The 22,776-nt window shown below is 65.4% G+C and carries 18 protein-coding genes; 9 read left to right on the forward strand and 9 right to left on the reverse strand.

What is annotated here, in order from left to right; all coding sequences use genetic code 11:
• Positions 1-144 precede the first annotated feature (144 nt).
• A complete protein-coding gene (locus tag EHV23_RS16560) occupies positions 145-474 on the forward strand; it encodes a DUF4236 domain-containing protein (protein ID WP_125094488.1) in 330 nt (109 codons plus the stop codon).
• Here EHV23_RS16560 and EHV23_RS02030 read toward each other — a convergent pair.
• Entirely contained in the window at positions 458-1,459 is a 1,002-nt protein-coding gene (locus EHV23_RS02030; RefSeq protein ID WP_125094489.1) for a LysR family transcriptional regulator, read from the reverse strand. The two genes, EHV23_RS16560 and EHV23_RS02030, sit on opposite strands and share 17 nt — an antisense overlap.
• 255 nt (positions 1,460-1,714) lie before the next feature.
• Between EHV23_RS02030 and metE the strand changes: the two genes are divergently transcribed.
• The 3 genes from metE (at position 1,715) to EHV23_RS02045 (ending at position 7,076) form a co-directional block, all read left to right on the forward strand.
• Positions 1,715-4,195 (forward strand): 5-methyltetrahydropteroyltriglutamate--homocysteine S-methyltransferase, encoded by a 2,481-nt coding sequence (metE, locus tag EHV23_RS02035; protein ID WP_125094490.1) that lies wholly within the window; start codon positions 1,715-1,717, stop codon positions 4,193-4,195.
• Between the two features lie 225 nt (positions 4,196-4,420).
• Complete coding sequence (locus EHV23_RS02040) at positions 4,421-5,977, forward strand: 3-deoxy-7-phosphoheptulonate synthase class II (protein WP_125094491.1); 1,557 nt, start codon at positions 4,421-4,423, stop codon at positions 5,975-5,977.
• A gap of 142 nt (positions 5,978-6,119) precedes the next feature.
• The gene (locus EHV23_RS02045; protein WP_125094492.1) at positions 6,120-7,076 is read left to right on the forward strand and encodes an AEC family transporter; all 957 of its coding nucleotides are present in this window, start codon (positions 6,120-6,122) and stop codon (positions 7,074-7,076) included.
• Positions 7,077-7,159: 83 nt separating this feature from the next.
• On the opposite strand, the gene EHV23_RS02050 is transcribed toward EHV23_RS02045, so the two are convergent.
• Both EHV23_RS02050 and EHV23_RS02055 read right to left on the reverse strand, forming a co-directional pair.
• Positions 7,160-8,107 carry a LysO family transporter gene (locus EHV23_RS02050; RefSeq protein ID WP_125094493.1) on the reverse strand — a complete coding sequence of 316 codons (948 nt, stop codon included), beginning with the start codon at positions 8,105-8,107 and terminating at the stop codon, positions 7,160-7,162.
• Between the two features lie 83 nt (positions 8,108-8,190).
• A complete protein-coding gene (locus tag EHV23_RS02055) occupies positions 8,191-8,466 on the reverse strand; it encodes a metal/formaldehyde-sensitive transcriptional repressor (protein WP_125094494.1) in 276 nt (91 codons plus the stop codon).
• 135 nt (positions 8,467-8,601) lie between these two features.
• On the opposite strand from EHV23_RS02055, the gene EHV23_RS02060 reads away from it, so the two are divergent.
• Both EHV23_RS02060 and EHV23_RS02065 read left to right on the forward strand, forming a co-directional pair.
• Positions 8,602-9,996, forward strand: a complete 1,395-nt coding sequence (locus EHV23_RS02060; protein ID WP_125094495.1) for a cation diffusion facilitator family transporter — start codon at positions 8,602-8,604, stop codon at positions 9,994-9,996.
• Positions 9,997-10,304: 308 nt separating this feature from the next.
• Positions 10,305-10,811 (forward strand): MarR family winged helix-turn-helix transcriptional regulator, encoded by a 507-nt coding sequence (locus tag EHV23_RS02065; RefSeq protein WP_125094496.1) that lies wholly within the window; start codon positions 10,305-10,307, stop codon positions 10,809-10,811.
• Positions 10,812-10,874: 63 nt separating this feature from the next.
• On the opposite strand, the gene EHV23_RS02070 is transcribed toward EHV23_RS02065, so the two are convergent.
• Positions 10,875-11,423, reverse strand: a complete 549-nt coding sequence (locus EHV23_RS02070; RefSeq protein ID WP_125094497.1) for a Fur family transcriptional regulator — start codon at positions 11,421-11,423, stop codon at positions 10,875-10,877.
• A gap of 449 nt (positions 11,424-11,872) precedes the next feature.
• On the opposite strand from EHV23_RS02070, the gene EHV23_RS02075 reads away from it, so the two are divergent.
• The gene (locus tag EHV23_RS02075; RefSeq protein WP_125094498.1) at positions 11,873-13,693 is read left to right on the forward strand and encodes a DUF294 nucleotidyltransferase-like domain-containing protein; all 1,821 of its coding nucleotides are present in this window, start codon (positions 11,873-11,875) and stop codon (positions 13,691-13,693) included.
• Positions 13,694-13,830: 137 nt separating this feature from the next.
• Entirely contained in the window at positions 13,831-14,505 is a 675-nt protein-coding gene (locus EHV23_RS02080; protein WP_203228851.1) for a 3'-5' exonuclease, read from the forward strand.
• A gap of 176 nt (positions 14,506-14,681) precedes the next feature.
• On the opposite strand, the gene EHV23_RS02085 is transcribed toward EHV23_RS02080, so the two are convergent.
• From EHV23_RS02085 to purU, 3 genes are all read right to left on the reverse strand, one after another.
• Complete coding sequence (locus tag EHV23_RS02085; RefSeq protein WP_125094499.1) at positions 14,682-16,370, reverse strand: cation acetate symporter; 1,689 nt, start codon at positions 16,368-16,370, stop codon at positions 14,682-14,684.
• 359 nt (positions 16,371-16,729) lie between these two features.
• A complete protein-coding gene (locus EHV23_RS02090) occupies positions 16,730-17,041 on the reverse strand; it encodes a DUF485 domain-containing protein (RefSeq protein WP_125094500.1) in 312 nt (103 codons plus the stop codon).
• Between the two features lie 542 nt (positions 17,042-17,583).
• Positions 17,584-18,450: a formyltetrahydrofolate deformylase gene (purU, locus tag EHV23_RS02095; protein WP_125094501.1), complete on the reverse strand. Its 867-nt coding sequence runs from the start codon at positions 18,448-18,450 to the stop codon at positions 17,584-17,586.
• Between the two features lie 527 nt (positions 18,451-18,977).
• On the opposite strand from purU, the gene EHV23_RS02100 reads away from it, so the two are divergent.
• Complete coding sequence (locus EHV23_RS02100; protein ID WP_125094502.1) at positions 18,978-19,712, forward strand: hypothetical protein; 735 nt, start codon at positions 18,978-18,980, stop codon at positions 19,710-19,712.
• 863 nt (positions 19,713-20,575) lie between these two features.
• Here the strand turns inward: EHV23_RS02100 and pgi are convergent.
• Positions 20,576-22,201, reverse strand: a complete 1,626-nt coding sequence (gene pgi, locus EHV23_RS02105) for a glucose-6-phosphate isomerase (RefSeq protein ID WP_125094503.1) — start codon at positions 22,199-22,201, stop codon at positions 20,576-20,578.
• A gap of 149 nt (positions 22,202-22,350) precedes the next feature.
• Complete coding sequence (locus tag EHV23_RS02110) at positions 22,351-22,776, reverse strand: DUF423 domain-containing protein (protein WP_125094504.1); 426 nt, start codon at positions 22,774-22,776, stop codon at positions 22,351-22,353.

Here is a 22,776-nt window from a genome sequence, read left to right on the forward strand (position 1 = left end):
TCATTCGTGGCTTGCGCTGTTGCCCGAAAGCGTCAAACACTAGTCAGAAATTGTTTAGTTGTTGTATTTTCGCAGCGTTTATTGAGTGCGGTTTTATGTTGTGCAACTATGCACTATTAGTTATTGTTCTGGTTTCGATGTGATATGGGTTTCAGATTCAGAAAATCGGTGAAGTTGATGCCCGGTGTTCGGGTAAATTTTGGAAAAAAGGGGGCTAGTTACACAATTGGCCCTAGAGGGGCTAATATAAATTTAAGTGAGAAAGGGATTTATTGTAACGCGAGTATTAAAGGCACGGGATTGTCGTACCGAGCGAGGTTGGATGGAGGGGCTCGTGAAGTGGTGGAAAAAGAGTCTTTCTTTAAAGTTTTTTTCGGGGCTATATGGGCATTGTTTATTGCGGCTTTGAAGTTGATCTTTATTTTATTTATATTTATGGCTGTTTTGGCCGCTATTATTAGTATGTCAAAATAAGTTTGTTTTTATGTTCTGTTCCCTCCCGCGCCATCGCCACAAACCCCCGCAGGTAGTCCACCTCCGCATCCCCCTCCCGATAGCCCAGGTGGATCTGCTTGGCAATGCCGTCCGGCCCCAGCCGCAGCGGCACGATGTCCATCTTCTGTGCGTACTCTTCCACCAGCCAGCGGGGCAGGGCGGTGACGCCGCGGCCGCTGGCCACCATCTGCAGCATGATGTCGGTGTTTTCGATGATCTTGTGACGGCGCGGATGGACGCCGGCCGGAATCAGGAACTGGTTGTAGATATCCAGCCGCTCGGTCTCCACCGGATAGGTGAGCAGAATCTCGTCGGCCAGCTGGTCGGGTAGTACATGGGGCATGGCCTGCTGTGAGTCTGGCGACGCCTTCTGTGAACCCGGTGACGCCTGCTGTGGGTCCGGCATGGCCTGTCGTGAGTCTGGCAATGCCTGCGCCAGCCGGTGCCGTCCGCTCACCACCAGCACCTGCTCGTAGTCGAACACCGGCTCGTACACCAGCCCGGGCCGGAAGAAGGGGTCGGGGGTGACCAGCAGGTCGATGTCGTAGCCAAACAGTGCGCCCACGCCGCCGAACTGGAACTTCTGCTTGACGTCCACTTCCACGGTGGGCCATGCGGCCAGATAGGGGGAGACGATCTTCAGCAGCCACTGATAGCAGGGGTGGCACTCCATGCCGATGCGCAGGGTGCCGCGCTCGCCGCGGGCAAACTGGCGCAGCCGCTCCTCGGCCTGATCCAGCTGGGGCAGCACGCGGTTGGCCACGGCCAGCAGGTATTCACCGGCCTGGGTGGGGCGCAGGCTGCGACCTTCACGGATCCAGAGGGCTGTGCCCAGCTGTTCCTCCAGCTTGCGCACGGCGTGGCTGAGCGCCGACTGGGTGAGGTGCAGGGCGCCGGCTGCGGCCGTGAGCGAACCCTGCCGGTCCACTTCCTGAACGATGGCGAGGTGGATGCGTTCAAGCATGAATGCCATTCATGGATCACTGAAAAAATACCATTTTACGTCATGAGTCCGGCTGCCTACCATGGCGGCTATCGTGCAACGAACGGGGGCGCCCGGACGGTAGCGCACCTTGTCAGCACACCGTCAAAACCAGCGTGGGGACGAATGAGCCCATGACACCGCCAGAACGCCCGTCAGGAAGGGCGTCCCGGAACACAGCTTCCCGACCCCGGCTTGCCGTTGCAGCGTCCCCACCATTTACAGACAGGATTCATCATGGTGACTACCCACAATCTCGGTTTTCCGCGCATTGGCGCCAAACGTGAACTGAAGTTCGCCCTGGAGTCGTACTGGAAGGGCCAGAGCAGCCGTGAGGCGCTGCGGGCCACGGGCAGGGAACTGCGTGCCCGTCACTGGCAGGAGCAGGACGGGCTGGACCTGGTGCCGGTGGGCGATTTCTCGTTCTACGACCAGGTGCTGGACATGAGCTTCCTGCTGGGCAATCTGCCCGAGCGGGTGCAGGGCTTTCGGGGCGATATGCTGGACAACTATTTCCGGGTGGCCCGGGGCCGTTCGGTGCAGCGCAGCTTTGGCTATGCCGAGAAGGCGGCCCAGACCGCTGGTGCCACGGATGTGCAGCCGGCGGTGGCTGCCTCGCTGTCCGAGGCCGCTTCGAAGGAGGCTGGCGGTGCCGGCAACGCTGCGGATTCGGCCTTCGCCCCGCCGGTCGCTTCCGGTGCTGACGCCGACTGCTGCCCCCCCGTGGCGGCCGGCGAGATGACCAAGTGGTTCGACACCAATTACCACTACATCGTGCCCGAGTTTTCGGCCGGCATGACGTTCCGGCTGGATGCATCACGCCTGCTGGAACAGCTGGCGGAAGCGAAGGCGCAGGGGGTGAAGGCCAAGCCGGTGATCATCGGCCCCGTTACCTATCTGGCCATCGGCAAGGCACGGGATGGGTCCGACCGGCTGGCGCTGCTGGACCGTTTGCTGCCGGTGTATGCCGAGCTGCTGGACGTGCTGGCTGCCGAAGGGGTGGAATGGGTGCAGGTCGACGAGCCCATTCTGGTGACCGAGCTGGACAAGGCCTGGCAGCATGCCTTCAATACGGCCTATCACCAGCTCAAGTCCCACCGGGTGAAGCTGCTGGTGGCCACCTATTTCGGGCAGCTGCAGGACAACGCCTATCTGCTGGCCAACCTGCCGGTGGCCGGGGTGCATGTGGATGCCGTACGGGGGCGTGACGATGTGCTGCCGCTGGTCAATCTGCTGCCGTCGCACAAGGTGCTGTCGGTGGGGGTGATCGATGGCCGCAACATCTGGAAGACCGATCTGGACGCCACGCTCGACTGGCTGGCGCCGCTGGCGAAAAAGCTGGGCGACCGCCTGTGGCTGGCGCCTTCGTGTTCGCTGCTGCATGTGCCGGTGGATCTGGCCAGCGAGGCGGATGAAGGGGCGTCGCTGGATGCGGAAATTCGCAGCTGGCTGGCCTTTGCCGTGCAGAAGCTGGACGAGCTGCGGGTACTGGCCCGAGCACTGAACGAAGGCCGTGATGCCGTGAAGGCGGAACTGGACGCGAACCGGGCGGCACTGGCCTCGCGCCGCCGGTCGCCGCGGGTGACCGATCCGGCCGTGCAGGCGGTGGTGAAGGCCGTGGATGCCGCAATCGCCCAGACGTCACCGTCCCTGCGCCCCGACCAGCGCCTCAGCGCCCATGCCGTGCGGGCACAGAAACAGGCGGCCATTCTGAATCTGCCGCCGTATCCCACCACCACCATCGGCTCCTTCCCGCAGACGGCGGAAATCCGCCTGGCACGTCGCGAACACAAGGCCGGCCGGCTGGACGATGCCGGCTACGAGGCCGCGATGAAGGAGGAAATCGCCCGCTGCGTGCACGAGCAGGAGGCGCTGGATCTGGACGTGCTGGTGCATGGCGAGCCGGAGCGCAACGACATGGTCGAATATTTCGGCGAGCAGCTGCAGGGTTATGCGTTTTCCCGCTTCGGCTGGGTGCAGTCGTACGGGTCGCGCTGTGTGAAGCCGCCCATCCTGTTCGGTGACATCAGCCGTCCGCAGCCGATGACGGTGGGCTGGACCACCTATGCGCAGTCGCTGACGCAGCGTCCGATGAAGGGCATGCTGACCGGGCCGGTGACGATGCTGAACTGGTCCTTCGTGCGCGACGACCAGCCGCGTTCCGTTTCGTGCAGGCAGCTGGCGCTGGCCATTCGTGACGAGGTGCTGGATCTGGAACGGGCCGGGGTAAAGGTGATCCAGATCGACGAGGCGGCGCTGCGCGAGGGGCTGCCGCTGCGCCGGGCCCAGTGGCAGGCATATCTGGACTGGGCAGTGGAGAGCTTCCGCATCACGGCCAATGGTGTGCAGGACGAAACGCAGATCCATACGCACATGTGCTATTCGGAATTCAACGACATCATGGCGGCCATTGCGGCGATGGATGCAGACGTGATCACCATCGAGACCTCGCGCTCCAACATGGAGCTGCTCGATGCGTTCGAGGATTTCAGGTATCCGAACGACATCGGCCCGGGGGTGTACGACATTCACTCGCCGAACATTCCGGATGCGGCGCAGGTGGTGTCGCTGATGCAGAAGGCCGCGGAGCGCATTCCGGCTGCCCATCTGTGGGTCAATCCGGACTGCGGCCTGAAGACGCGGCAGTGGGCCGAGGTGATTCCGGCGCTGCAGCACATGGTGGCGGCCGCGAAGACGCTGCGCCAGGCGGCTGCCTGAGCGCTGGCTGCAATGCCCCCGTGCAGGCGGCACAAGCCTCTTTTTCATGGGGACATGCCGCCCCGGTGATGGGCATTTTTCATGGGGAGGCGTCCTCCTGTCGGGCGAGGCCGGCTTTGGTGGCTGTCTATAATGACCGGCATTCGCGCTTCCTTCATGGATGGCGTCTGCCGGCACAGTCGTTTCCGGCGCAGTCATCCGGTTCCTGACGAGGTATCCCCGCCCATGACCACTCCTGCTTCTGCCGGTGCTTCTTCATCCTCTGCTTCCCGGACCACGGCGGCTGACTGGTCGCCCTCTTCCTGGCGTACGCGGCCGGGGCGCCAGATGCCCTCCTATCCGGACGAACAGGCGTTGGCCGACGTGGAGCGTCAGCTGCAGGCCTTTCCGCCGCTGATCTTTGCGGGCGAGGTGCAGCGGCTGCGGGCGCAGCTGGCCGAGGTGGCGGCGGGCCGGGCCTTCCTGCTGCAGGGGGGCGACTGCGCCGAAAGCTTCGACACGCTGGATGGCATGGCGGCCCGCGAGACCTTCCGCGTGATGCTGCAGATGGCGGTGGTGCTGACCTACGCTGCCGCCCGCAAGGTGGTGAAGGTGGGGCGAATGGCCGGGCAGTATGCCAAGCCGCGTTCGGCCGACACCGAAGTCCGGCATGGCGTGACGCTGCCCAGCTATCGCGGTGATATCGTCAATGGCCTCGATTTCACGGCAGAGGCCCGGATACCCGATCCGGCGCGGATGCTGCGCGCCTATTCGGCCAGCGCCTCGACGCTGAACCTGATCCGTGCGCTGGCGGGGGGCGGTTTTGCCGACCTGCATCAGCTGCACGCCTGGACGGCCGATTTCGTGCAGGCCAGCCCGCAGGGGCAGCGCTACCAGGAGCTGGCCGACCGCATCGGCGAGGCCCTGGCCTTCATGCAGGCCTGCGGTTTTTCGGAAGGGGAGGCTTCGCCGCTGCATGCGGTGGATTTCTACACCTCACACGAGGCGCTGCTGCTGGCCTACGAAGAGGCCCTGACCCGGCAGGAAATCCTCACCCGCCCCGAAGCGCAGACCCGCCGCCAGGCAGCCGCGTTGCAGGCTGCAGCCGGAGGTGGTGGTGCTGGGGTGGCTGTGGGAGGGGCTGCAGGGGGTACCCTGGAGGCAGGCGGAGTCGCGCCGGGGGCAGGCGGTGCCGTGGACCGGCAGGCGGCGGCCTGGTACGGTGCCTCGGCGCACATGCTCTGGCTGGGTGAGCGCACTCGCCAGCTCGACGGCGCGCACATCGAATACCTGCGCGGCATTGCCAACCCGATTGGCGTGAAGGTGGGGCCGACGGCCACACCGGAAGACGTGCTGGGCCTGATGGACGCGCTGGATCCGAAGCAGGAACCCGGCCGGCTGGTGCTGATCACCCGCATGGGGGCCGGCAACCTGCCGAAGCATCTGCCGGCGCTGGTGCGGGCGGTGAAGGCCAGTGGCCGTCCGGTGATCTGGAGCTGCGACCCCATGCACGGCAACACCGTCACGTCGTCCAATGGTCTGAAGACCCGCGACTTCGGCAACGTGGTGCAGGAGGTGCGCGAGTTCTTCGGCGTGCACGAGGCCGAGGGCACCATTGCCGGCGGCCTGCACGTGGAGCTGACCGGGCAGGACGTGACCGAATGCCGTGGCGGTGGCCAGAACCTGACCGACGAGAACCTGCAGGCCAACTACACCTCGGCCTGCGACCCGCGCCTCAACGGGTCGCAGAGCCTGGAGCTGGCCTTCCTGGTGGCCGATCTGCTGAAGGCGCAGCGCGGCTGATCCGGCGCTCCAGGGGTTGGGCCCTCTGTCAGGGGCCGTGGCCCACCCGGGAAATGGGGGCGCGGATGTTTTTCTGGGGGTATGCTCACGCCTTTCCGGTCGCAACCGAAACGGGTGGCGACCGCAGCGCCGGAGAACCCTGATGAACGATCTGCTGGATGCCATCCTCTTTGCCATGGGTGTCACGCTGCCCAGCGTGCTGCTGCTGGGCTTCGGGGTGGTGCTGCGGCGCCTGGGGCAGGTCGATTCGGCCTTCGTGGCCACGGCGTCGCGGCTGGTCTTCAACTACGCGTTGCCGTGTCTGCTGTTCACCCAGCTGATGGGCAGCACCATCCGCTACGGGGAAGAGGCGCGGATGCTGGCGGCGGGCCTGACCACGGCCCTTGGGCTCTTCCTGGCTTCCGAGCTGTATGCCTGGCGCTTCGTGCCCGACGTGCGCGACCGGGGCGTGTTCGTGCAGGGGGTGTTTCGCTCGAACATGGCCATCATGGGGCTGGCCTTCGTGCAGAACGCCTATGGCGATGCCGGTCTGCCGTCGGGGGCCGTGTATGTGGGCGTGGTCACGCTGCTCTACAACGTGCTGTCGGTCATCACGCTCAGCCGGGCGCAGGCGCGCAGCGGACGCCACCGGCTGCTCGACATTGGCCGCAACATCCTGACAAATCCACTGATCGTGTCGATTCTGCTGGCGATGCTGCTGCAGCGGCTGCACCTTGGGCTGCCCGGGCCGGTCATGCAGGCAGCACATTACATGGGCAACATTGCCCTGCCCATTGCGCTGGTCTGCGCGGGGGCGTCGTTCGATGTCCGCTCGGTGCTGGACCTGTCGGGCATTTCGCTGCAGGCGAGCATCGGCCGGCTGGTGGTGGCGCCGCTGGCGGCCGTGGCGGTGGGGCTGGCCTTTGGCCTGCGCGGCATTCCGATGGGCGTGCTGTTCCTGATGTGTGCCATGCCGGTGGCTTCGGCCAGCTACGTGATGGCACGCAGCATGGGCGGCAACCATGTGGCGGCTGCCAATATCGTGGGTATTACCACCTTCGGCGCCATGTTCTCGGCGGCACTGGGCATTACCGTACTGCGTTCGACGGGGCTGATGTAGCCGGGCTGCTGTCTGACGGTTCGGTAGCCAGAAGGTTCGGCCCGGCCTGACCGGGCAACGAACGGCCTCTTCATGACACGCTGTCAGGCCAGGAAGAGGTTCATCGTGATGGGCGCCAGCAGCGTGAGGAAGAAGCCGCTGACCAGGGCAAGTGGCAGGGCGGCGGGCGGGCAGGTCTGCTTGACGATGGGTAGCGTGGTGTCCATGGTGGTGGCACCGCCCGTGCCAATGGCAATTTCCGGCCAGCGCTGGCCGATGACATACATCAGCAGGATGGCCACCAGTTCCCGGAAGAGATCCACACTGAGGGCCAGCGTGCCCCAGCTCTGACCGAGTGCATCGCCGATCAGTACGCTGGACAGCGAGAACCAGCCAAAGGCCGTGGAGACGGCCATGACCGGACGCAGCGGTTCGCCGGTCAGCGAGGCGGCCAGCATGCCGCCCAGCAGTGACCCCACCACCACCAGTGCCGGCACGGCCAGCATCGAGATCGACAGCCATTGCCGGCTGAGGCGAATCTGCGCCAGATCGATGCCCACCATGCCGATCAGCAGCAGCAGGAAGGTGCCGCTGGAGGGCAGCGGCAGATGGAAGTCCAGCCAGGATTCCAGCAGAAACAGCAGTGCACCGCCTGCCACCATGCCCAGCGCGATCAGCGCCTCGCGCAGCGGTGGCCATGCCTGACGCAGGCGCTGGCCGAAGCTCAGCCGGGCGGTGTTGCCGGCTGGGTTTACCACCGACAGCCGCGCCCGACGCTGTCGCAGCAGCTGCATGGACAGGAAGATCAGCACGGACGGAATGAGCGTGACGCAGAGCGTGATGATCACGGCGTTGCGGAGGATCTGGCCGACCGCCCGGGCCGAGAGCAGGATTTCTCCGAATTCGTGGCCGATGAGAAACAGCATCAGCCAGATGAGGGGGGCGATCAGGCCGATCAGCCGGCGGTTGACCGGGGCAGGCGCCAGCCGGCCGAAGGCCACGCCCGCCAGCAGTGCCAGCAGGATGGGCCACAGGGCATTCAGAATGTTCATGCGCCCAATGGTAAACGCTGCAGCGGGTCACAGGGCACCAGTCCAGGTCGGGGGCGCAACAGGGCTGGCGGGCCGGCGCGTGCCTATTTCAGGTAGGAGCGCAACACGGTGAGGACCACCTCGATGTCCTCCTGCCGCTGCTGGGGTGTGGCGTTTTCGGCGCCCAGGTGTTCGCGGACATGGCCTTCCAGCACCTGCGCCATGAGGCCGTTGACGGCCCCGCGGATGGCGGCGATCTGCTGCAGCACGGCCGAGCATTCGCTGCCCTGTTCGAGGGCTTTTTCCAGCGCGGCGGCCTGGCCGGCAATGCGCCGCACGCGGGTGAGCAGGGCTTTCTGGTCGTGGACGGTATGAGACATGAAACGATGCTTCCAACAGGGTTATCTATACTGGGGTATAGTATACAGAACATGTCTTCCCGATGGGCGGGAAGGCAGGGTCATCCCTGACCAGGCAGCGAAAGGTCGGGGGAACGTTGGGGAAGCATGATGGGTATGCAGCACGATCCACGGCCGGAGCAGGTTCCGGCATCCGCAGCAGGGCAGGAGCGGGAGGACGGAGCGGCGCCGGGCCGGCGGAATGTACCGTCACTGGCTCCGGCGGCGGCACCGGCCGGCAACTGCCGGGAGATCCATGCGTTCTCGCAGGGCAATCCACAGGCCGAGCGCCGCACGCGCTGGGTGCTGGTCCTGACCCTGGTCGTGATGTGCGTGGAGATCGGTGTGGGTTGGGCGGTCAATTCGATGGCCCTGCTGGCCGATGGCTGGCACATGAGTTCGCACGCGGTGGCGCTGGGGCTGACGGTCTTTGCCTACCGGATGGCGGCACGCTATGCCCGTGACCAGCGCTTCTCGTTCGGCACCTGGAAGATCGAGGTACTGGGCGGCTATACCAGCGCGCTGCTGCTCGTCGGCGTGGCGCTGACCATGCTGGTCGAATCGGTCGAGCGGCTGGTGCACCCGCTGCCCATCGGCTACGACCAGGCCATCGGCACGGCGCTGCTGGGGCTGGCGGTGAATCTGGCCAGCGCCTGGCTGCTGAAGGACGACCATCATCATCACGGCCACGGCCACGGCCACGGCCACGGCCATGGTCATGGTCATGGTCACAGCCACGGCCACGGCCACGGCCACGGCCACGGCCATGGTCATGGTCATGGTCACAGCCACGGTCATGGTCACAGCCACGGTCATGGGCATGCTCATGGCCACGCATCCGGTCATGCCTCTGTCCGCGGAACCGGCCATGCCTCCGTGCAGGGTGCCGGGCAGGAGCATGTTCACGACCACGACCACGACCACGACCACGACCACGACCATGGGCATGGGCATGGGCATGGGCACGAACAAAGTGTGGCCGCTCATGCTACCCATGCCGCCCATGCCGGTCATGCTGGTCATGCCGGTCATGGCGACCTGAATCTTCGCGCCGCGTACATTCACGTGCTGGCCGATGCGGCCACGTCGGTACTGGCCATCGTGGCACTGTTCGGCGGCAAATGGTGGGGGGCCGACTGGCTCGATCCGCTGATGGGAGTGGCTGGCGCCGTGCTGGTGGGTGTCTGGGCGAAGGGGCTGCTGCGTGACTGTGCCCGCGTGCTGCTGGATGCCGAGATGGACGGTCCGCTGGTGGGGCAGGTGCGCCATACGCTGCAGGAGGAAGCGCCGGGCATGACGCTGCAGGATCTGCACCTGTGGCGGGTGGCGCATGACCGGTATGCGTGCATCGTGGCGCTGACGGTGCCGGAGACGCTGGCCGCATCCGGGCCCCATCCTCTTCTGTCACCCGAACAGCTGCGCCGGCGGCTGCAGGCGCGTCACCCGGACCTGATACATGTGACAGTCGAAATCTGCCGGATATCGGGGGGCGGGCAGCGCTGTTGCGCCTGATTCATCTCCTGATGGAGTGTTACCAAAAGTCCGGAGGCTGCAAGGTGTCTGTCAGGATGATGTGGCGCCAGAAACATCAGGTTCACAAAACAGGGGCCAAAGCATGCATCCGCGGGGGGCAGAATGGCCGAAACCGGCTTCCCGTGCCGCTTTGCGGGAGGGTCACATGGGGTATTTGGCTGCAGCCCCCGCCGTGGATGGTGTAGGATGAGAACGAAGGAAGGGCAGAGGAGAAGCAGGGAATGCCCGACGGCGGCAGGCATCACACTGCCGTATGGTTCGCACCCAAACCAGAGAGTACCCAGAACATGAAACCTGATCTTGACCCCAAATATCAGGCGCTGCTGGCCGAGGCCGAGCGTCAGGATCTGGCGGATGTGGAGAGCATGCGCGTCTCGGCACAGGCACTGTCGCTGGCCGGTCTGATCGACCGTCGCCGTGCACAGGTATTGCAGCCACAGGGGCTGTCCGAAGGACGCTTCATCCTGCTGTTCCTGCTGGAAGGGCACCGCAATGGTCTGCCGCCGCACACGCTGGCCGATCAGGCAGGGGTGGCCCGGGCCACCATCACCGGGCTGGTGGATGGCATGGTGCGTGACGGGCTGGTCGAACGTAATGCCAATCCCGAAGACCGCCGCTCCAATCTGGTGGTACTGACCCGCAAGGGGCGCGCCGTTAGCAAGAAGGTGTTTCCGGGGCAGGCCGAGGTACTGGCCAATGCCTTCTCGGCGCTGTCGGCCACCGACCGCCGCCAGCTCTCCCGCCTGCTGGGCAAGGTCACCACGGCGCTGGCTGCCGAGGTCGAGGCGGCCTGATCCGTTCGTCACCCAGGGGTGGCGCGGGGGTGAATGAACCCATGACACGCGCCAGCCGCTGGCTCAGGCCTTCGGGTCTGGCCCGTCCGTTTCGGCCTCTGCCGTGCTGCACTGCTGGCAGAGGCCCTTGATTTCTAGACCGGTGGCGTGAAAGCCGTTCCGGTCGCGCAGGTGATCGAGCGCCGCGTGCAGTGTGCCGCTGGTGGGCTCGGCATATTCGGAAGCCTTGCCACACTGCTGGCAGATCAGCATGACGGGCAGCCCGTGGTCGTGATGGTGCTGGCCGTGCTCGCACAGGATGAAGCTGCTCGTCACATCCACCTTGTGGACCAGGCCGGTATCGACCAGGAAGTCGAGGGCGCGATAGACGCTCATGGGGGCCAGCCCCGGCTTGACGGCCTGCAGGCTGGACAGCAGTTCGTAGGCCTTGATGCCACCGGGGTGCTTGCGCACGTGCAGCAGCACATCCACCCGCAGCGGGGTGAGCTTGCCCCCGCGCGCCAGACAATGCTGCTGGGCCGCGGTCACGAAGACCTGCTCCTCGGCGCTGAGCGTGCCGGAGATGGGGGCGGGGGGCGCAATGGCGCTGGTAGGCGTTTTTCTGGCTGACATGGATGCGGGAGGAAACTGACTGCCTCGTCAGTGTACCTTGGAACGGGCGTCTGCGCGGGGAAGGGCATGTCTGTGAACATGGGGGTGAATCATGGGGTGTCGATCCCGTCATCGGCCACCCTGACGACGCGTCCATGACTGACGACATGTCACTGAACGGTGAACGCGGACGAACCCGGATCAACCGCCCCGGAAAACCCCGCCAGCATCCATGAACGATGAACACGCGGGTGAACCGCGGCGATGTGTCCGTGTTTTCCCCGGCTTGCCGGGGGCGGGGGGAGGCGGCAGCATCGTCGGCAGGTTCCGGTGGGAGGTTTCTGCCCCCGGATGTCAGGGACACGAACACGGTAACGGGGCCATGGTCGCCCCAGCGGGTACCCTGTGAGGCCCGGCGTTCGCGAGGGGCCGCGCACCCGGAGCCGGGGAGACACCCCCGGGAGACACCCATGCCCAACGCCTTCAATTTTTCGGTCTCGCCCTTCGACTGTCTGGACCCGGCCGAACAGCGGCTGGTGCGCGACCAGGTCGACATTGCCTGCTTCCGGCCCGGCGAGGTGCTGCTGGAGACCGGCGCGCGGCCTGCACACCTGTTCGTGGTGATCAAGGGCTATGTGCAGCAGTTCGAGGGTGAGGAGATGCTGGCCACCTACGGGCCCAACGACAGCTTCGACGGCCGGGCACTGGTGGCGGGGTATTCGGGCTGCCGCTATGTGGCGGTGGATGAGGTACTGGTCTACGAGCTGTCGCACGAGGCCGTCAACCGGCTGATCGCCTCCAACGATACCTTCAGTGCACTGCTGTTCTCCGCGCTGGGGAAGAAGCTGCGGGCCGCTGCCGGGCGCCATGCGGGGCAGGAACTGCAGTCGCTGCACATGGCGCGGGTGGCCGATGCCTGGGTGCGTCCGGCCCGGATGGTGCCGGCGACGATGCCGGTGCTGGAGGTGGTTCGGTCGTTCCGGCAGGAGCGTACGCGCAATGTGCTGGTGCAGGCATCCGGCGATACCGCCCGTCTGGGCATCTTCACCACCAGCGACCTGCAGCGGGCCGTTCTGGATGGCCGGCCGCTCGATGCGCTGCCGGTGGGCGAGCTGGCCAGCTGGTCGCTGATTGCGGTTCACCCGTCCCAGCAGGTAGGTGAGGCGCTGACACTGATGCTGCGGCATGGCGTGCACCGGGTGGTGGTGCAGCAGGCGGACGGGCAGGTGGCGGGGGTGCTGGAGGCGCTGGATGTCTTCAGCTTCCTGTCCAACCACTCCCTGCTGATCGACATGCAGCTGCGGGACGCGGCAAGCCTCGATGATCTGGCGCAGGCAGCCGGCCAGATCACGGCCATGATCGGGCGGCAGTTCCGTGCGGGGGTGCGGGTAGGGCTGCTGGCACAGCTGGTGCAGCAGCTCAACGGACGGCTGTTCGAGCGTGCCTGGCAGCTGCTGGCACCGGAGGCGCTGGTACGGAACAGCTGCCTGCTGGTGATGGGCAGCGAAGGGCGGGGAGAGCAGCTGCTGCGCACCGACCAGGACAATGCGCTACTGCTGCGGGACGGTTATGAACCCCCGCAGGATCTGGCCGATATCTGCGAACGGTTTTCGGCAGCACTGGCGCGCTTTGGCTATCCGCCCTGCTCGGGCGGGGTGATGCTGAACCAGCCCTCGTGGCGGGGAACGGAGACGGCCTGGCAGCAGCGGATCCGCCACTGGCTGGTGCAGCCGGGGGCAGAACAGCTGATGGACCTGGCGATCTTCATGGATGCGCATGCCGTGGCCGGAGATGCGTCCCTGCTGGAGGCGCTGCGCATGCAGATCTGGCGCTGGCTGGCCGATGACGACGCCATGATGTCGCGCTTTGCGGCGGCCGTGGACGCGTTCGGCGACACCACCCGGTGGTGGCAGCGCATGCTGGGCGGCGGTGAGGCGCATCTGAACGTGAAGAAGGCGGGGCTCTTTCCGCTGGTGCATGGGGTCCGGAGTCTGGCCCTGGCGTCGCGCATCGAGGCGACCGGCACCGAGGCCCGCATCCAGGCGCTGCAGGAACAGGGCGTGCTCAGTGTGGAGACGGCGCAGGAGCTGGTCGAGGCCCTGCATTTCTTCATGGCCCTGCGGCTGCAGGCCGGCATGGATGAGCAGGCGCGGGGGCTGCCGGTCAGTGGCAAGGCCGATCTGGCCCGGCTGACACCGCTGCAGCGCGATCTGCTCAAGGATGCCCTGGCCGAGGTGCGGCGCTTCCGGACGCAGCTGCGGCTGCGCTTCCGTCTGGGGGCCGTGCAATGAGCATGATGGGACCGTGTAATAAGCATGATGGGGCCGCGCAATGGGCACGATGAGGACCGCGCAATGAATATGATGGGGCCGCGCAATGGGCATGATGGGTGCCGTGCAATGAGCATGATGGGGACTGCGCAATGAACATGATCACACCGCCTTTGCCCCGATGGATGCTGCAGCGCTGGTGGCGCTGGAAACGGACATGGCAGAAAAGGCGTCTGCGGGATCCCCGCTGGGGATTTCTGTTCGAACCGCCGCCGCACGATGAATGGGTGGCGCTGGATTGCGAAACGACGGGGCTGAATGTGCGTCGCGATGAAATCATCGCCATCGGTGCGACGCGCATCGTAGGCCGGCGCATCGTGACGAGCCAGCGGCTGGAACTGCTGGTGCGCCCGGAAGGGGAGGTGCCGGCGGCCAGTGTGGCGGTGCACCGGCTGCGCAACAGTGACGTGGCCGATGGACTGCCCCTGCGTGAAGCCATGGAACGGCTGCTGGCGTTCATCGGCAGCCGGCCGCTGGTGGGCTATTTTCTGGCTTTCGATGTGGCGATGATCAACCGCGCCCTGCGCCGCTGCCATGGCCTGACGCTGCCGCAGCCCGCCATCGAGGTGTCATCGCTGTATTACGACTGGAAATTCCAGCAGCTGCCACCGTACCAGCAGCATGAAAATGCCGACATCGACCTGCGCTTTGCCACCATCCTGCAGGCCCTGGACCTGCCGGTGCGGGATGCACACGACGCCCTCAACGATGCCGTGATGGCGGCACTGGCCTTCATCCGCCTGCGTGAACTGCGGGGCGAGGCCATGCCGTGATGCCGGTGGCATGACGCTGTTTTTGCCTGGATATGGAAGCCGCGTTCCGTCTGCAACTGCCCTCAGCCTTGACAGGGAACGCGTTTACACCCGGAAAGACCCGCCGGCCCGGGGGCGCGGCGGGTCTTTTCCGGGGATTGCTCCGCTGGTTCACTGCACCGCTGCGTGCCCCGGGCTCAGTGTGCCGAGGCCCGTGCGGCGCCGTAGCCGGTTTCGGAGCGGACCTGCTGGGCCTCGAAGGCGTCACGCTCCTGCTGCGCCGCGGCGCTGCGGTCGAACAGCGAGAACAGCCAGACGCCCGCAAAGCCGATGATCACCGAAAAGGGTGCCGGTGACGCATAGGGGAATGGCGCGCTGCCCACCGGGTTGCCGAAGGTGGCCTCCCACACCGACGGCGACAGCAGCGTGAGCACCACCGACGACACCAGCCCCAGAAAACCGCCGATGACGGCACCGCGCGTGGTGGTGCCCCGCCAGAGGATGGACAGCAGCAGCACCGGGAAATTGGCCGAGGCCGCCACCGCAAAGGCCAGTGACACCATGAAGGCCACGTTCTGCTTTTCGAACAGGATGCCCAGCAGCACGGCAATGACGCCCAGCACCAGCGTGGTGATGCGCGAGACGCGCAGTTCGGTGGCGCTGTCGGCGCGCCCCTGCTTGATGACGGTGGCATACAGGTCATGCGAGACGGCCGAGGCGCCCGAGAGCGTCAGGCCGGCCACCACGGCCAGGATGGTGGCAAAGGCCACGGCCGAGATGAACCCGTAGAACAGGTTGCCACCCACCGATTTCGCCACCAGCACCGCCGCCATGTTGGTGGTGCCGGCCCCGCCGTGGATGGTGCCGGTGGTGGTGTTGGCGAATTCCGGATTGGTGAGCACCAGTGTGATGGCGCCAAAGCCGATGACGAAGATCAGCAGGTAGAAATAGCCGATCCAGGTGGTGGCCCAGAACACCGATTTACGGGCCTCCTTCGCGTCCGGCACGGTGAAGAAGCGCATCAGGATGTGCGGCAGGCCAGCGGTACCGAACATCAGTGCCATGCCGAAGCCGATGGCGGAAATGGGATCCTTGATGAAGCCCCCGGGGCCCATCAGTGCCCGTCCGGCCTCCTCGGCCTCTTCGGGGCTGGCGCCCCCCTGTTCGGCCACGTGCGCCTTGACGCGCACGGCGTCGGCAAACAGCGCCTCGAAGCTGAAACCGTAGTGTTTCATCACCATGAAGCCCATGAAGCTCACGCCGCACAGCAGCAGCACGGCCTTGATGATCTGCACCCAGGTGGTGGCCGTCATGCCGCCGAAAAGCACGTAGACCATCATCAGCACACCGACGATGACCACGGCCATCCAGTAATCCAGCCCGAACAGCAGCTTGATGAGCTGGCCGGCCCCGACCATCTGCGCGATCAGGTAAAAGGCAATGGTGACCAGCGTGCCGGAGGCAGCAAACAGCCGGATGGGCTTTTGCTGGAAGCGGTAGCCGGCCACGTCGGCAAAGGTGAACTTGCCGAGGTTGCGCAGGCGCTCGGCCAGCAGGAAGGTGAGAATGGGCCAGCCGACCATGAAACCCAGGGCGTAGATGAGGCCATCGTAACCGCCCGTCATGACGGCGGCGGAAATGCCGAGAAAGGAGGCTGCCGACATGAAGTCGCCGGCAATGGCCAGCCCGTTCTGGAACCCGGTGATGCCGCCGCCGGCCGTGTAGAAATCGGCCGCGGAACGGGTGCGGCCGGCCGCCCATTTCGTGATCCACAGCGTGGCGGCTACGAAGGTGATGAACAGGGCGATGGCCGTGATGTTGGTGGGCTGCCTAGCCGCATCGCCCATGTCGGGGCCGGCCGCCAGCACGTTACCCGCAGACAGCATGAGGAACGCGCCCGGCAGCAGGCTTGCCCATGCGCCCGACCTGCCCGATGGTGTACCGGATTTGCGTGGCCATATACCGGATCCGCCGGGTAGCGTACCGGAAATGCCCGCCCATGTACTGGATCCGCCGGGTGGTGTACCGGATAGGCCCGCCCATGTACCGGAACCGTCTGGTGGCGTACCGGGGCTGCCTGTCCGTATGGTGGACCTGCCGGGTGGTGCGCCGCTGTGCGCGCCGTGACAGTGCCGTGCCGGGTGCTGGCGGGCAGGGCAGGCGGCTTTGCGGTGGGAGATATGGGAGAGCGCGGCAGGCAGGGAAGCAGCTTCCTGCGGGTGGACGTGATGGATGAGAGGGGTGCTCATTGGCCGGCCTCCTGGAGAATCCTGCGGGTGAGGGCGTCGTACCGGCTGTTGGCGCGCCAGATGTAGAGGCCGGTGACGGCGATGGTGAAGAGGATGACGAAGAGCGCGACCGGCATGCCGATGCTGGTGACGGCCCCTTCGTGCAGGGGGCGTCCGAGGAATGGACGGTCGAAGGCGATGAGGCCGATGTAGCCGTAGAAGACGATCAGCATCAGGATGGTGAGAGTCCATCCGAGGCGGCTGCGCTGCGCCTTGAGGCGCTGGTAGTCCGGATGGTTCCGGATTCTTTCGACGACGGGGTCGGTCATGGGGGACTCCTCCAGGTGATGGTTGTGCGCCAGCGTTTGCACGATGCAGAACGTGATGGCGCAGAGGTCAACTCTGGAGGAGGGCGTGGGGTGGCGCAAGGCGGGGAATTACGAAGGGGGGAAGTCCTGATGGGGGTTGTACGGAGAGGGTTTGTCCCGGTGCCGTTGGGGGTTTTCTGGCGGTTTCCTGGGGGCTGGGGGCGTCTTGCGTGGGGGGATTGCGTCTTGCGGAGGACGGCCTCAAGGGGGGGCGTTTTGTGGAAGCTGGCTTCAGGAGGGATTGATTGCGTTTTGCGGAAGACGAATCCGGGTGGGGCGGCGCGGGGAGCGGGAGGCTCCTGCGGCTCATGCGCTCAGCCCGTTTTTGACGCCCACGACCTGCGTCGTGGCCGGCAAAAACAGGCGCCTGTGAACTTTTTTGCCCTGTGGGCAAAAAAGGTTCTACGGCTACCGCGAAATCGCCGCAGGAGCCTCCCGCTCCCCACACCGCTTCATGAATGCGTGCGTTGCTGCTTCGACTGGAATAAGGCAAGCCCCACTTTTTACCGGAATACCACGGTGCGGTGGCCGTCCAGCATGATGCGGTGTTCGGCGTGCCATTTGACGGCGCGGGCCAGGACGACGTTTTCCACGTCGCCGCCGAGGGCGGTGAGGGTTTCGACGTTCATGGCGTGATCGACGCGTTCGATGTCCTGTTCGATGATGGGGCCTTCGTCCAGTTCGGCGGTGACGTAGTGGGCGGTGGCGCCGATGATCTTCACGCCACGGTCATGGGCCTGGTAGTAGGGGCGGGCGCCCTTGAAGCTGGGCAGGAAGGAATGGTGGATGTTGATGGCACGGCCTTCGAGCTGGCGGCAGAGGCTGTCGGACAGGATCTGCATGTAGCGGGCAAGAACGATGAGTTCGGCGCCGGACTGTTCGATGATGTCGAGCTGGCGTTTTTCGGCGGTGTCGCGGGTGGCGGCGCTGACGGGGACGTGATGGAAGGGAATGCCTTCGTTCTCGACCTGGGCGCGGAAGTCCTCGTGGTTGGAGATGACGGCGCGGATGTCGATGGGCAGGGTGCCGGTGCGGGTGCGGAACAGCAGGTCGTTGAGACAGTGGCCCAGTTTCGACACCAGTATGACGGTGGGCATGCGGCGATGGCTTTCGGCAAGACGCCAGTTCAGGCCGAAGGTGGGGGCCAGTTCGCGGACGGCAGTACAGAGTGTCTGGTGCGGGGCGGGGCTGGCGAAGCGCACGCGCATGAAGAAGTGGCCGGTGTCGGTGGCGTTGTACTGGGCCGCCTCGGTGATGTTGCCCTGGTGCTGCAGCAGCAGGCCGGTGATGGCGTGGACGATGCCCGGACGGTCGGGGCAGGAAAGGGTGAGGATGTACTCGGGGGTGGGATGGGAAGACAGGGCATTCATGGGTGGAGCGGGACAGCGGGTGTCCGGGGAGAGAACAGGGACAGCCTGTGGCATGGGATTCTGCCGAGGGCAGGGAAGTCTGCCAAAGGCAAGGGATTCTTTCTGCGGAGGCAATATGCCGGTTCATCTTAGCACCCCGGTTCCCGGTGGGTGTGTGCGGGGGCGCGTGCCTTTTACGCATGCGTCTTCGCGATGCTCCCCCCACTTTTTTGGGTGTGCCTGAGCCGGTCGGAGTGCAGCAGGGGCATGGGAACGTCTGCCCGGGCGAGGGCGCTGTCGGCAGTGTGCATGGCTGCGGTGCGCCTGGCTGGGGTGTGCCGGTTGTGGTGGTGTGTGGCCGTGGTGATGTCGTGGGGTACCGGTGGCCGGGGGCGGCAGCCGGGTGGTACAGGGATGAAACATCCGGGTTACGGGGATCGGCTACCATGTGCGGCGTGACAGGGGCCGATCATGTGTTGGTGCCCCCTTTTCCATGTTGATGGTTTTTGTCAGGAGTTAACAGAATGTTTGCTGATTTTGCAGGTCGCATGAAAACCACCCGTGCGGCGGTGCTGCTGGCCGTGGCCGGTGGCTGTGGTCTGGCCGCTTCATCGGCCATGGCGGCAGACAGGTACGCCAACACGGTGCAGGCGCTGGGCCAGTCGGAGTTCCGCGAGCTGTCGAAGGAACTGGGGGGCGGTGTGGCCTTCAAGGGTGTGGTGCCGGCCGAGGGGCTGGGGCTGATGGGCTTCGACATCAGCGCGTCGGCCACGGGCTTCAAGCTGTCGAACCGCGGTCTGTGGAGCCGTGCCTCCAATGGCGCCAAGATCGACAATTACGTGGCGATGGGCGGTGTACGTGTGCACAAGGGCCTGCCGTACAACGTGGATGTGGATGCGTTCTACAACAAGGCGTCGCACGATATTGCCAACTGGGGCGGTGGTGTGCGCTGGGCGTTCATCGAGGGCAGCACGCTGTTGCCGGCGGTGGCGGTGCGGGGCTCGTTCTCGAAGCTCTCTGGCGTGGATCAGGTGAAGATGACCACGAAGGGGCTGGATCTGTCCGTTTCGAAGGGTATCCTGATGTTCACGCCGTATGCTGGGGTGGGCAAGGTGTGGGTGGACAGTACGCCGCAGGGTATTCCGGGGCTGACGAAGGAGTCCTTCTCGCTCAATCGCCGCTTTGTGGGTATCAACATCAATCTGGGCCTGAATCTGGCGGCCGAGGTCGATCGCACGGGTAATACCACGAGCTACAGTGTGAAGGCCGGTATCCGGTTCTGATGTGTATGGCCCTGCTGCAGGGCCGAAAAGGAAAAACCCTGGGGGAAGTGTGCTGCTTCCTGCCGGGGTTTTCTGTTTCGTCGGATATACGGAGGGCGGCTTTGCCTAGGGGCTCGATGTATGGAAAACGGCCGCTGGGTGAAGCCTTGATACCCAGATGACGCTGCTTTGAGCGAAGTTCCCTGTACGGAAGACGGCTTCGGGTGGGGCGGCCATGGATACATGGAGGACGACTTTGGGCGGAGCAGCCATGAATACATGGAAGACGGCTTCGAGGGGGGCGGCGTGGGGAGGGGGAGCCTCCTGCGGCTCATACACTCACGCCAACTTTGTTGCCCACGACCTGCGTCGTGGTCAACAAACTTGTCGGGCTGACACTTTCCGACAACCGGGGCTGCGCCCCGCCCGTCAGAAAGTGTTTGCCGCCTACCGTGAAATCGCCGCAGGAGGCTCCCCCTCCCCACGCCGCTTCACAGGTTCGCGGCGTTGCGGCTTCGACGCGAGAGAGCAGGGCCTGATTTCGTGTGACTGCCGGATGCTGCTATTCAGGGAAAAGCGACGTGGAGCGGGACGGCGCTGCGGCGATTTCGCGGTACGCGTGAACGACTTTCTGACGGTCGGGCGAAGCCCGATTGTCGGAAAGTGTTTTAGCGCTGAAGCTTTGTTGACCACGACGCAGGTCGTGGGCAACAAAGCTTCAGTGAGCGTATGAGCCGCAGGGGCGTACCGGTCCGCGGCGCGCGCTGCAACGAAGCCGTGCCTCATGCACAGACAGAACATGCCGCAACGAAGTCGTGCTTCATGCGCAGAGAACATGCTACAGCGGAGACGTGCCTCACGCGCCGTACATCACCGGGGCTGGATCACCCCCGGAAATACCCCAGCAGTGCCCGGGTGGCAGGATCCAGCGCACTGGCGTCACCACCGGCCAGTGCCGTTTCCACCGACTTGGCCATCACCTTCCCATATTCGACACCGAACTGGTCGAAAGCGTTGATGCCCAGAATCACGCTGGCCACGAAAGTGGCATGCTCGTAGGCGGCCAGCAGGGCGCCCAGACTGCGGGCATCGATGGACGGCAGCAGGATCAGTGTGCTGGGGCGGTTGCCCGGGAAAGCCTTGTGCCAGTCCTCGCCCTGCGCTTCATTCGGCAGCGGCTTGCCCAGCGCCAGTGCGGCACTCTGCGCCAGGCAGTTGGCCACCAGAATCTGGTGACGTGGATCGTCGGCACCGCTGAGGGTGGCGGGATCGGGCTTGCGGGCGAGAATGAAATCGACCGGTACCGTATCCGGCCCCTGGTGCAGCTGCTGGAAGAACGAGTGCTGGGCATTGGTGCCCGACACGCCCCAGATCACCGGCGCGCTGGGCAGGCTCAGATGGCTGCCGTTGACGCGGGCCGACTTGCCGTTGCTTTCCATGATCAGCTGCTGCAGGTAGTTGGGCAGCAGGCGCAGCCGTTCGCTGTAGGGAATGATGGCCTGGGTGGCGCAGTCCAGGATGTCGCGGTTCCAGATGCTGATCATGCCCAGCCAGGCAGGTAGGTTGCTCTTGAAGGGGGCGCTCTGGAAGTGCTCGTCCATGGCATGGGCACCGTCGAGCAGCTGTTCGAACGCGTCGGGGCCACAGGCGATGGCAATGGATACACCGGCGGCCGACCACAGCGAATAGCGGCCACCGACCCAGTCCCAGAAACGCAGGATCTGGGAGGAGGGCACGCCGTACTGTTCGGCGGCCTCGGGGTTGGCGGTGACGCCGATGAACTGTTTCAGCGCGGCCTCACGCGGGACACCGCCCTGGGTCAGCCAGTTGAGCGCCGCCTCGGCGTTGGCCAGGGTCTCGCGGGTGGTGAAGGTCTTGGAGACGACCAGGAAGGCAGTGGTGGCGGGGTCGAGACCGGCCACGTTGCGGGCCAGGTCGGCCGGGTCCACGTTGGCCACGAAGCGGACATCGGGGGCGTCGGGGGTGGCCAGGGCGTCGCAGACCAGGCGCGGGCCGAGGTCGGAACCGCCGATGCCGATGCAGACCAGCGTTTCCAGCGGCTGGCCGGTGTGGCCTCGCAGCTCGTCATTGCGGAAGCGGGTGGCCAGGGCACGGATGCGTTCGCGCTCGGCCCGGGCCAGCTGGCCGGCGGTGGCGTCGGCATCGTTGCCACGCAGGGCGGTGTGCAGCACCTGGCGGCCTTCGGTGGGGTTGGCGATGCCGCCGCCCAGCATGAACTGTCGCGCCTCGGGCAGGCGGGCACTGTTGGCCACGCCGATCAGGGCGTCGATGACGGCGCCGTCGATGCGCTGTTTGCTGAAGTCGGCGACCAGGCCGGCGGCCTCGAGGCGCAGCTGGGCAGGCCGGTCGGGGTTGTCGAGCAGGCTGCGCAGCGAGGTGCCTTCGATCCGGCGTCCCTCGCGCTGCAGGATGCGCCAGGCCGCCCGCCGTGCGCCGGTGGTGGGGGCGTGGTGTGAGGGGTTGGCGGGCGTCTTTTGCGTGTTGTCCATGTCGAAAAACCTCCAGCGGGCTGCTTATCGCAGGGATAGTGCCACAATTGTTCAAAATTTCGTCAAATAAACCCGCGGCGTTCGGGCTGTTAATGTCGGCCTGTTGCTTTTTGTAGGGGGCGGCACGAACAGGGGGCTGGCGCTTTCCGTCAGTGCCGTCTGGCGGTGGCCATGGCGGCGACGGCCAGGGTGAGCCAGCCGAGGATGAAGCAGATGCCACCCGCGGGGGTCATGAAGGGAAACGGGCGCTCGCCGGTGAGGGAGAGGGCGTAGAGGCTGCCGCTGAAGAGCAGGATGCCGGCGATGAAGAAGCTGCCTGCCAGCGTGAGGGCGCGGCGTGACAGGACATGGCCGAGGGCGCCGACGGCCAGCAGGGCGAGGGCGTGGTACATCTGGTAGCGGACGGCGGTCTCGTACATGACGAGCAGGGGTTCGGCCAGTTCGGCCCGCAGGGCGTGGGAGCCATAGGCGCCTGCGCCGACGGCGATGGCACCGAACAGGGCGCCGGCGCCCAGCCAGGGCAGACCGTGGGTCTGGCGGGGCGGTTTGGGACGGGTGGCGGCAATGCTTTCCAT

The sequence above is a fragment of the Lautropia dentalis genome, from assembly GCF_003892345.1.
GTDB lineage: Bacteria > Pseudomonadota > Gammaproteobacteria > Burkholderiales > Burkholderiaceae_E > Lautropia > Lautropia dentalis.

Coding starts and splice junctions, on each gene's coding strand:
- EHV23_RS02085 (WP_125094499.1), bottom strand. CDS start 16,370: ATGCTGTCTGCGGGTAACGTGCTGGCGGCCGGCCCCGACATGGGCGAT.
- EHV23_RS16560 (WP_125094488.1), top strand. CDS start 145: ATGGGTTTCAGATTCAGAAAATCGGTGAAGTTGATGCCCGGTGTTCGG.
- EHV23_RS02100 (WP_125094502.1), top strand. CDS start 18,978: ATGAAAACCACCCGTGCGGCGGTGCTGCTGGCCGTGGCCGGTGGCTGT.
- EHV23_RS02055 (WP_125094494.1), bottom strand. CDS start 8,466: ATGTCTCATACCGTCCACGACCAGAAAGCCCTGCTCACCCGCGTGCGG.
- EHV23_RS02030 (WP_125094489.1), bottom strand. CDS start 1,459: ATGCTTGAACGCATCCACCTCGCCATCGTTCAGGAAGTGGACCGGCAG.
- EHV23_RS02065 (WP_125094496.1), top strand. CDS start 10,305: ATGAAACCTGATCTTGACCCCAAATATCAGGCGCTGCTGGCCGAGGCC.
- EHV23_RS02090 (WP_125094500.1), bottom strand. CDS start 17,041: ATGACCGACCCCGTCGTCGAAAGAATCCGGAACCATCCGGACTACCAG.
- EHV23_RS02070 (WP_125094497.1), bottom strand. CDS start 11,423: ATGTCAGCCAGAAAAACGCCTACCAGCGCCATTGCGCCCCCCGCCCCC.
- purU (WP_125094501.1), bottom strand. CDS start 18,450: ATGAATGCCCTGTCTTCCCATCCCACCCCCGAGTACATCCTCACCCTT.
- EHV23_RS02075 (WP_125094498.1), top strand. CDS start 11,873: ATGCCCAACGCCTTCAATTTTTCGGTCTCGCCCTTCGACTGTCTGGAC.
- metE (WP_125094490.1), top strand. CDS start 1,715: ATGGTGACTACCCACAATCTCGGTTTTCCGCGCATTGGCGCCAAACGT.
- EHV23_RS02040 (WP_125094491.1), top strand. CDS start 4,421: ATGACCACTCCTGCTTCTGCCGGTGCTTCTTCATCCTCTGCTTCCCGG.
- EHV23_RS02050 (WP_125094493.1), bottom strand. CDS start 8,107: ATGAACATTCTGAATGCCCTGTGGCCCATCCTGCTGGCACTGCTGGCG.
- pgi (WP_125094503.1), bottom strand. CDS start 22,201: ATGGACAACACGCAAAAGACGCCCGCCAACCCCTCACACCACGCCCCC.
- EHV23_RS02060 (WP_125094495.1), top strand. CDS start 8,602: ATGCAGCACGATCCACGGCCGGAGCAGGTTCCGGCATCCGCAGCAGGG.
- EHV23_RS02080 (WP_203228851.1), top strand. CDS start 13,831: ATGATCACACCGCCTTTGCCCCGATGGATGCTGCAGCGCTGGTGGCGC.
- EHV23_RS02110 (WP_125094504.1), bottom strand. CDS start 22,776: ATGGAAAGCATTGCCGCCACCCGTCCCAAACCGCCCCGCCAGACCCAC.
- EHV23_RS02045 (WP_125094492.1), top strand. CDS start 6,120: ATGAACGATCTGCTGGATGCCATCCTCTTTGCCATGGGTGTCACGCTG.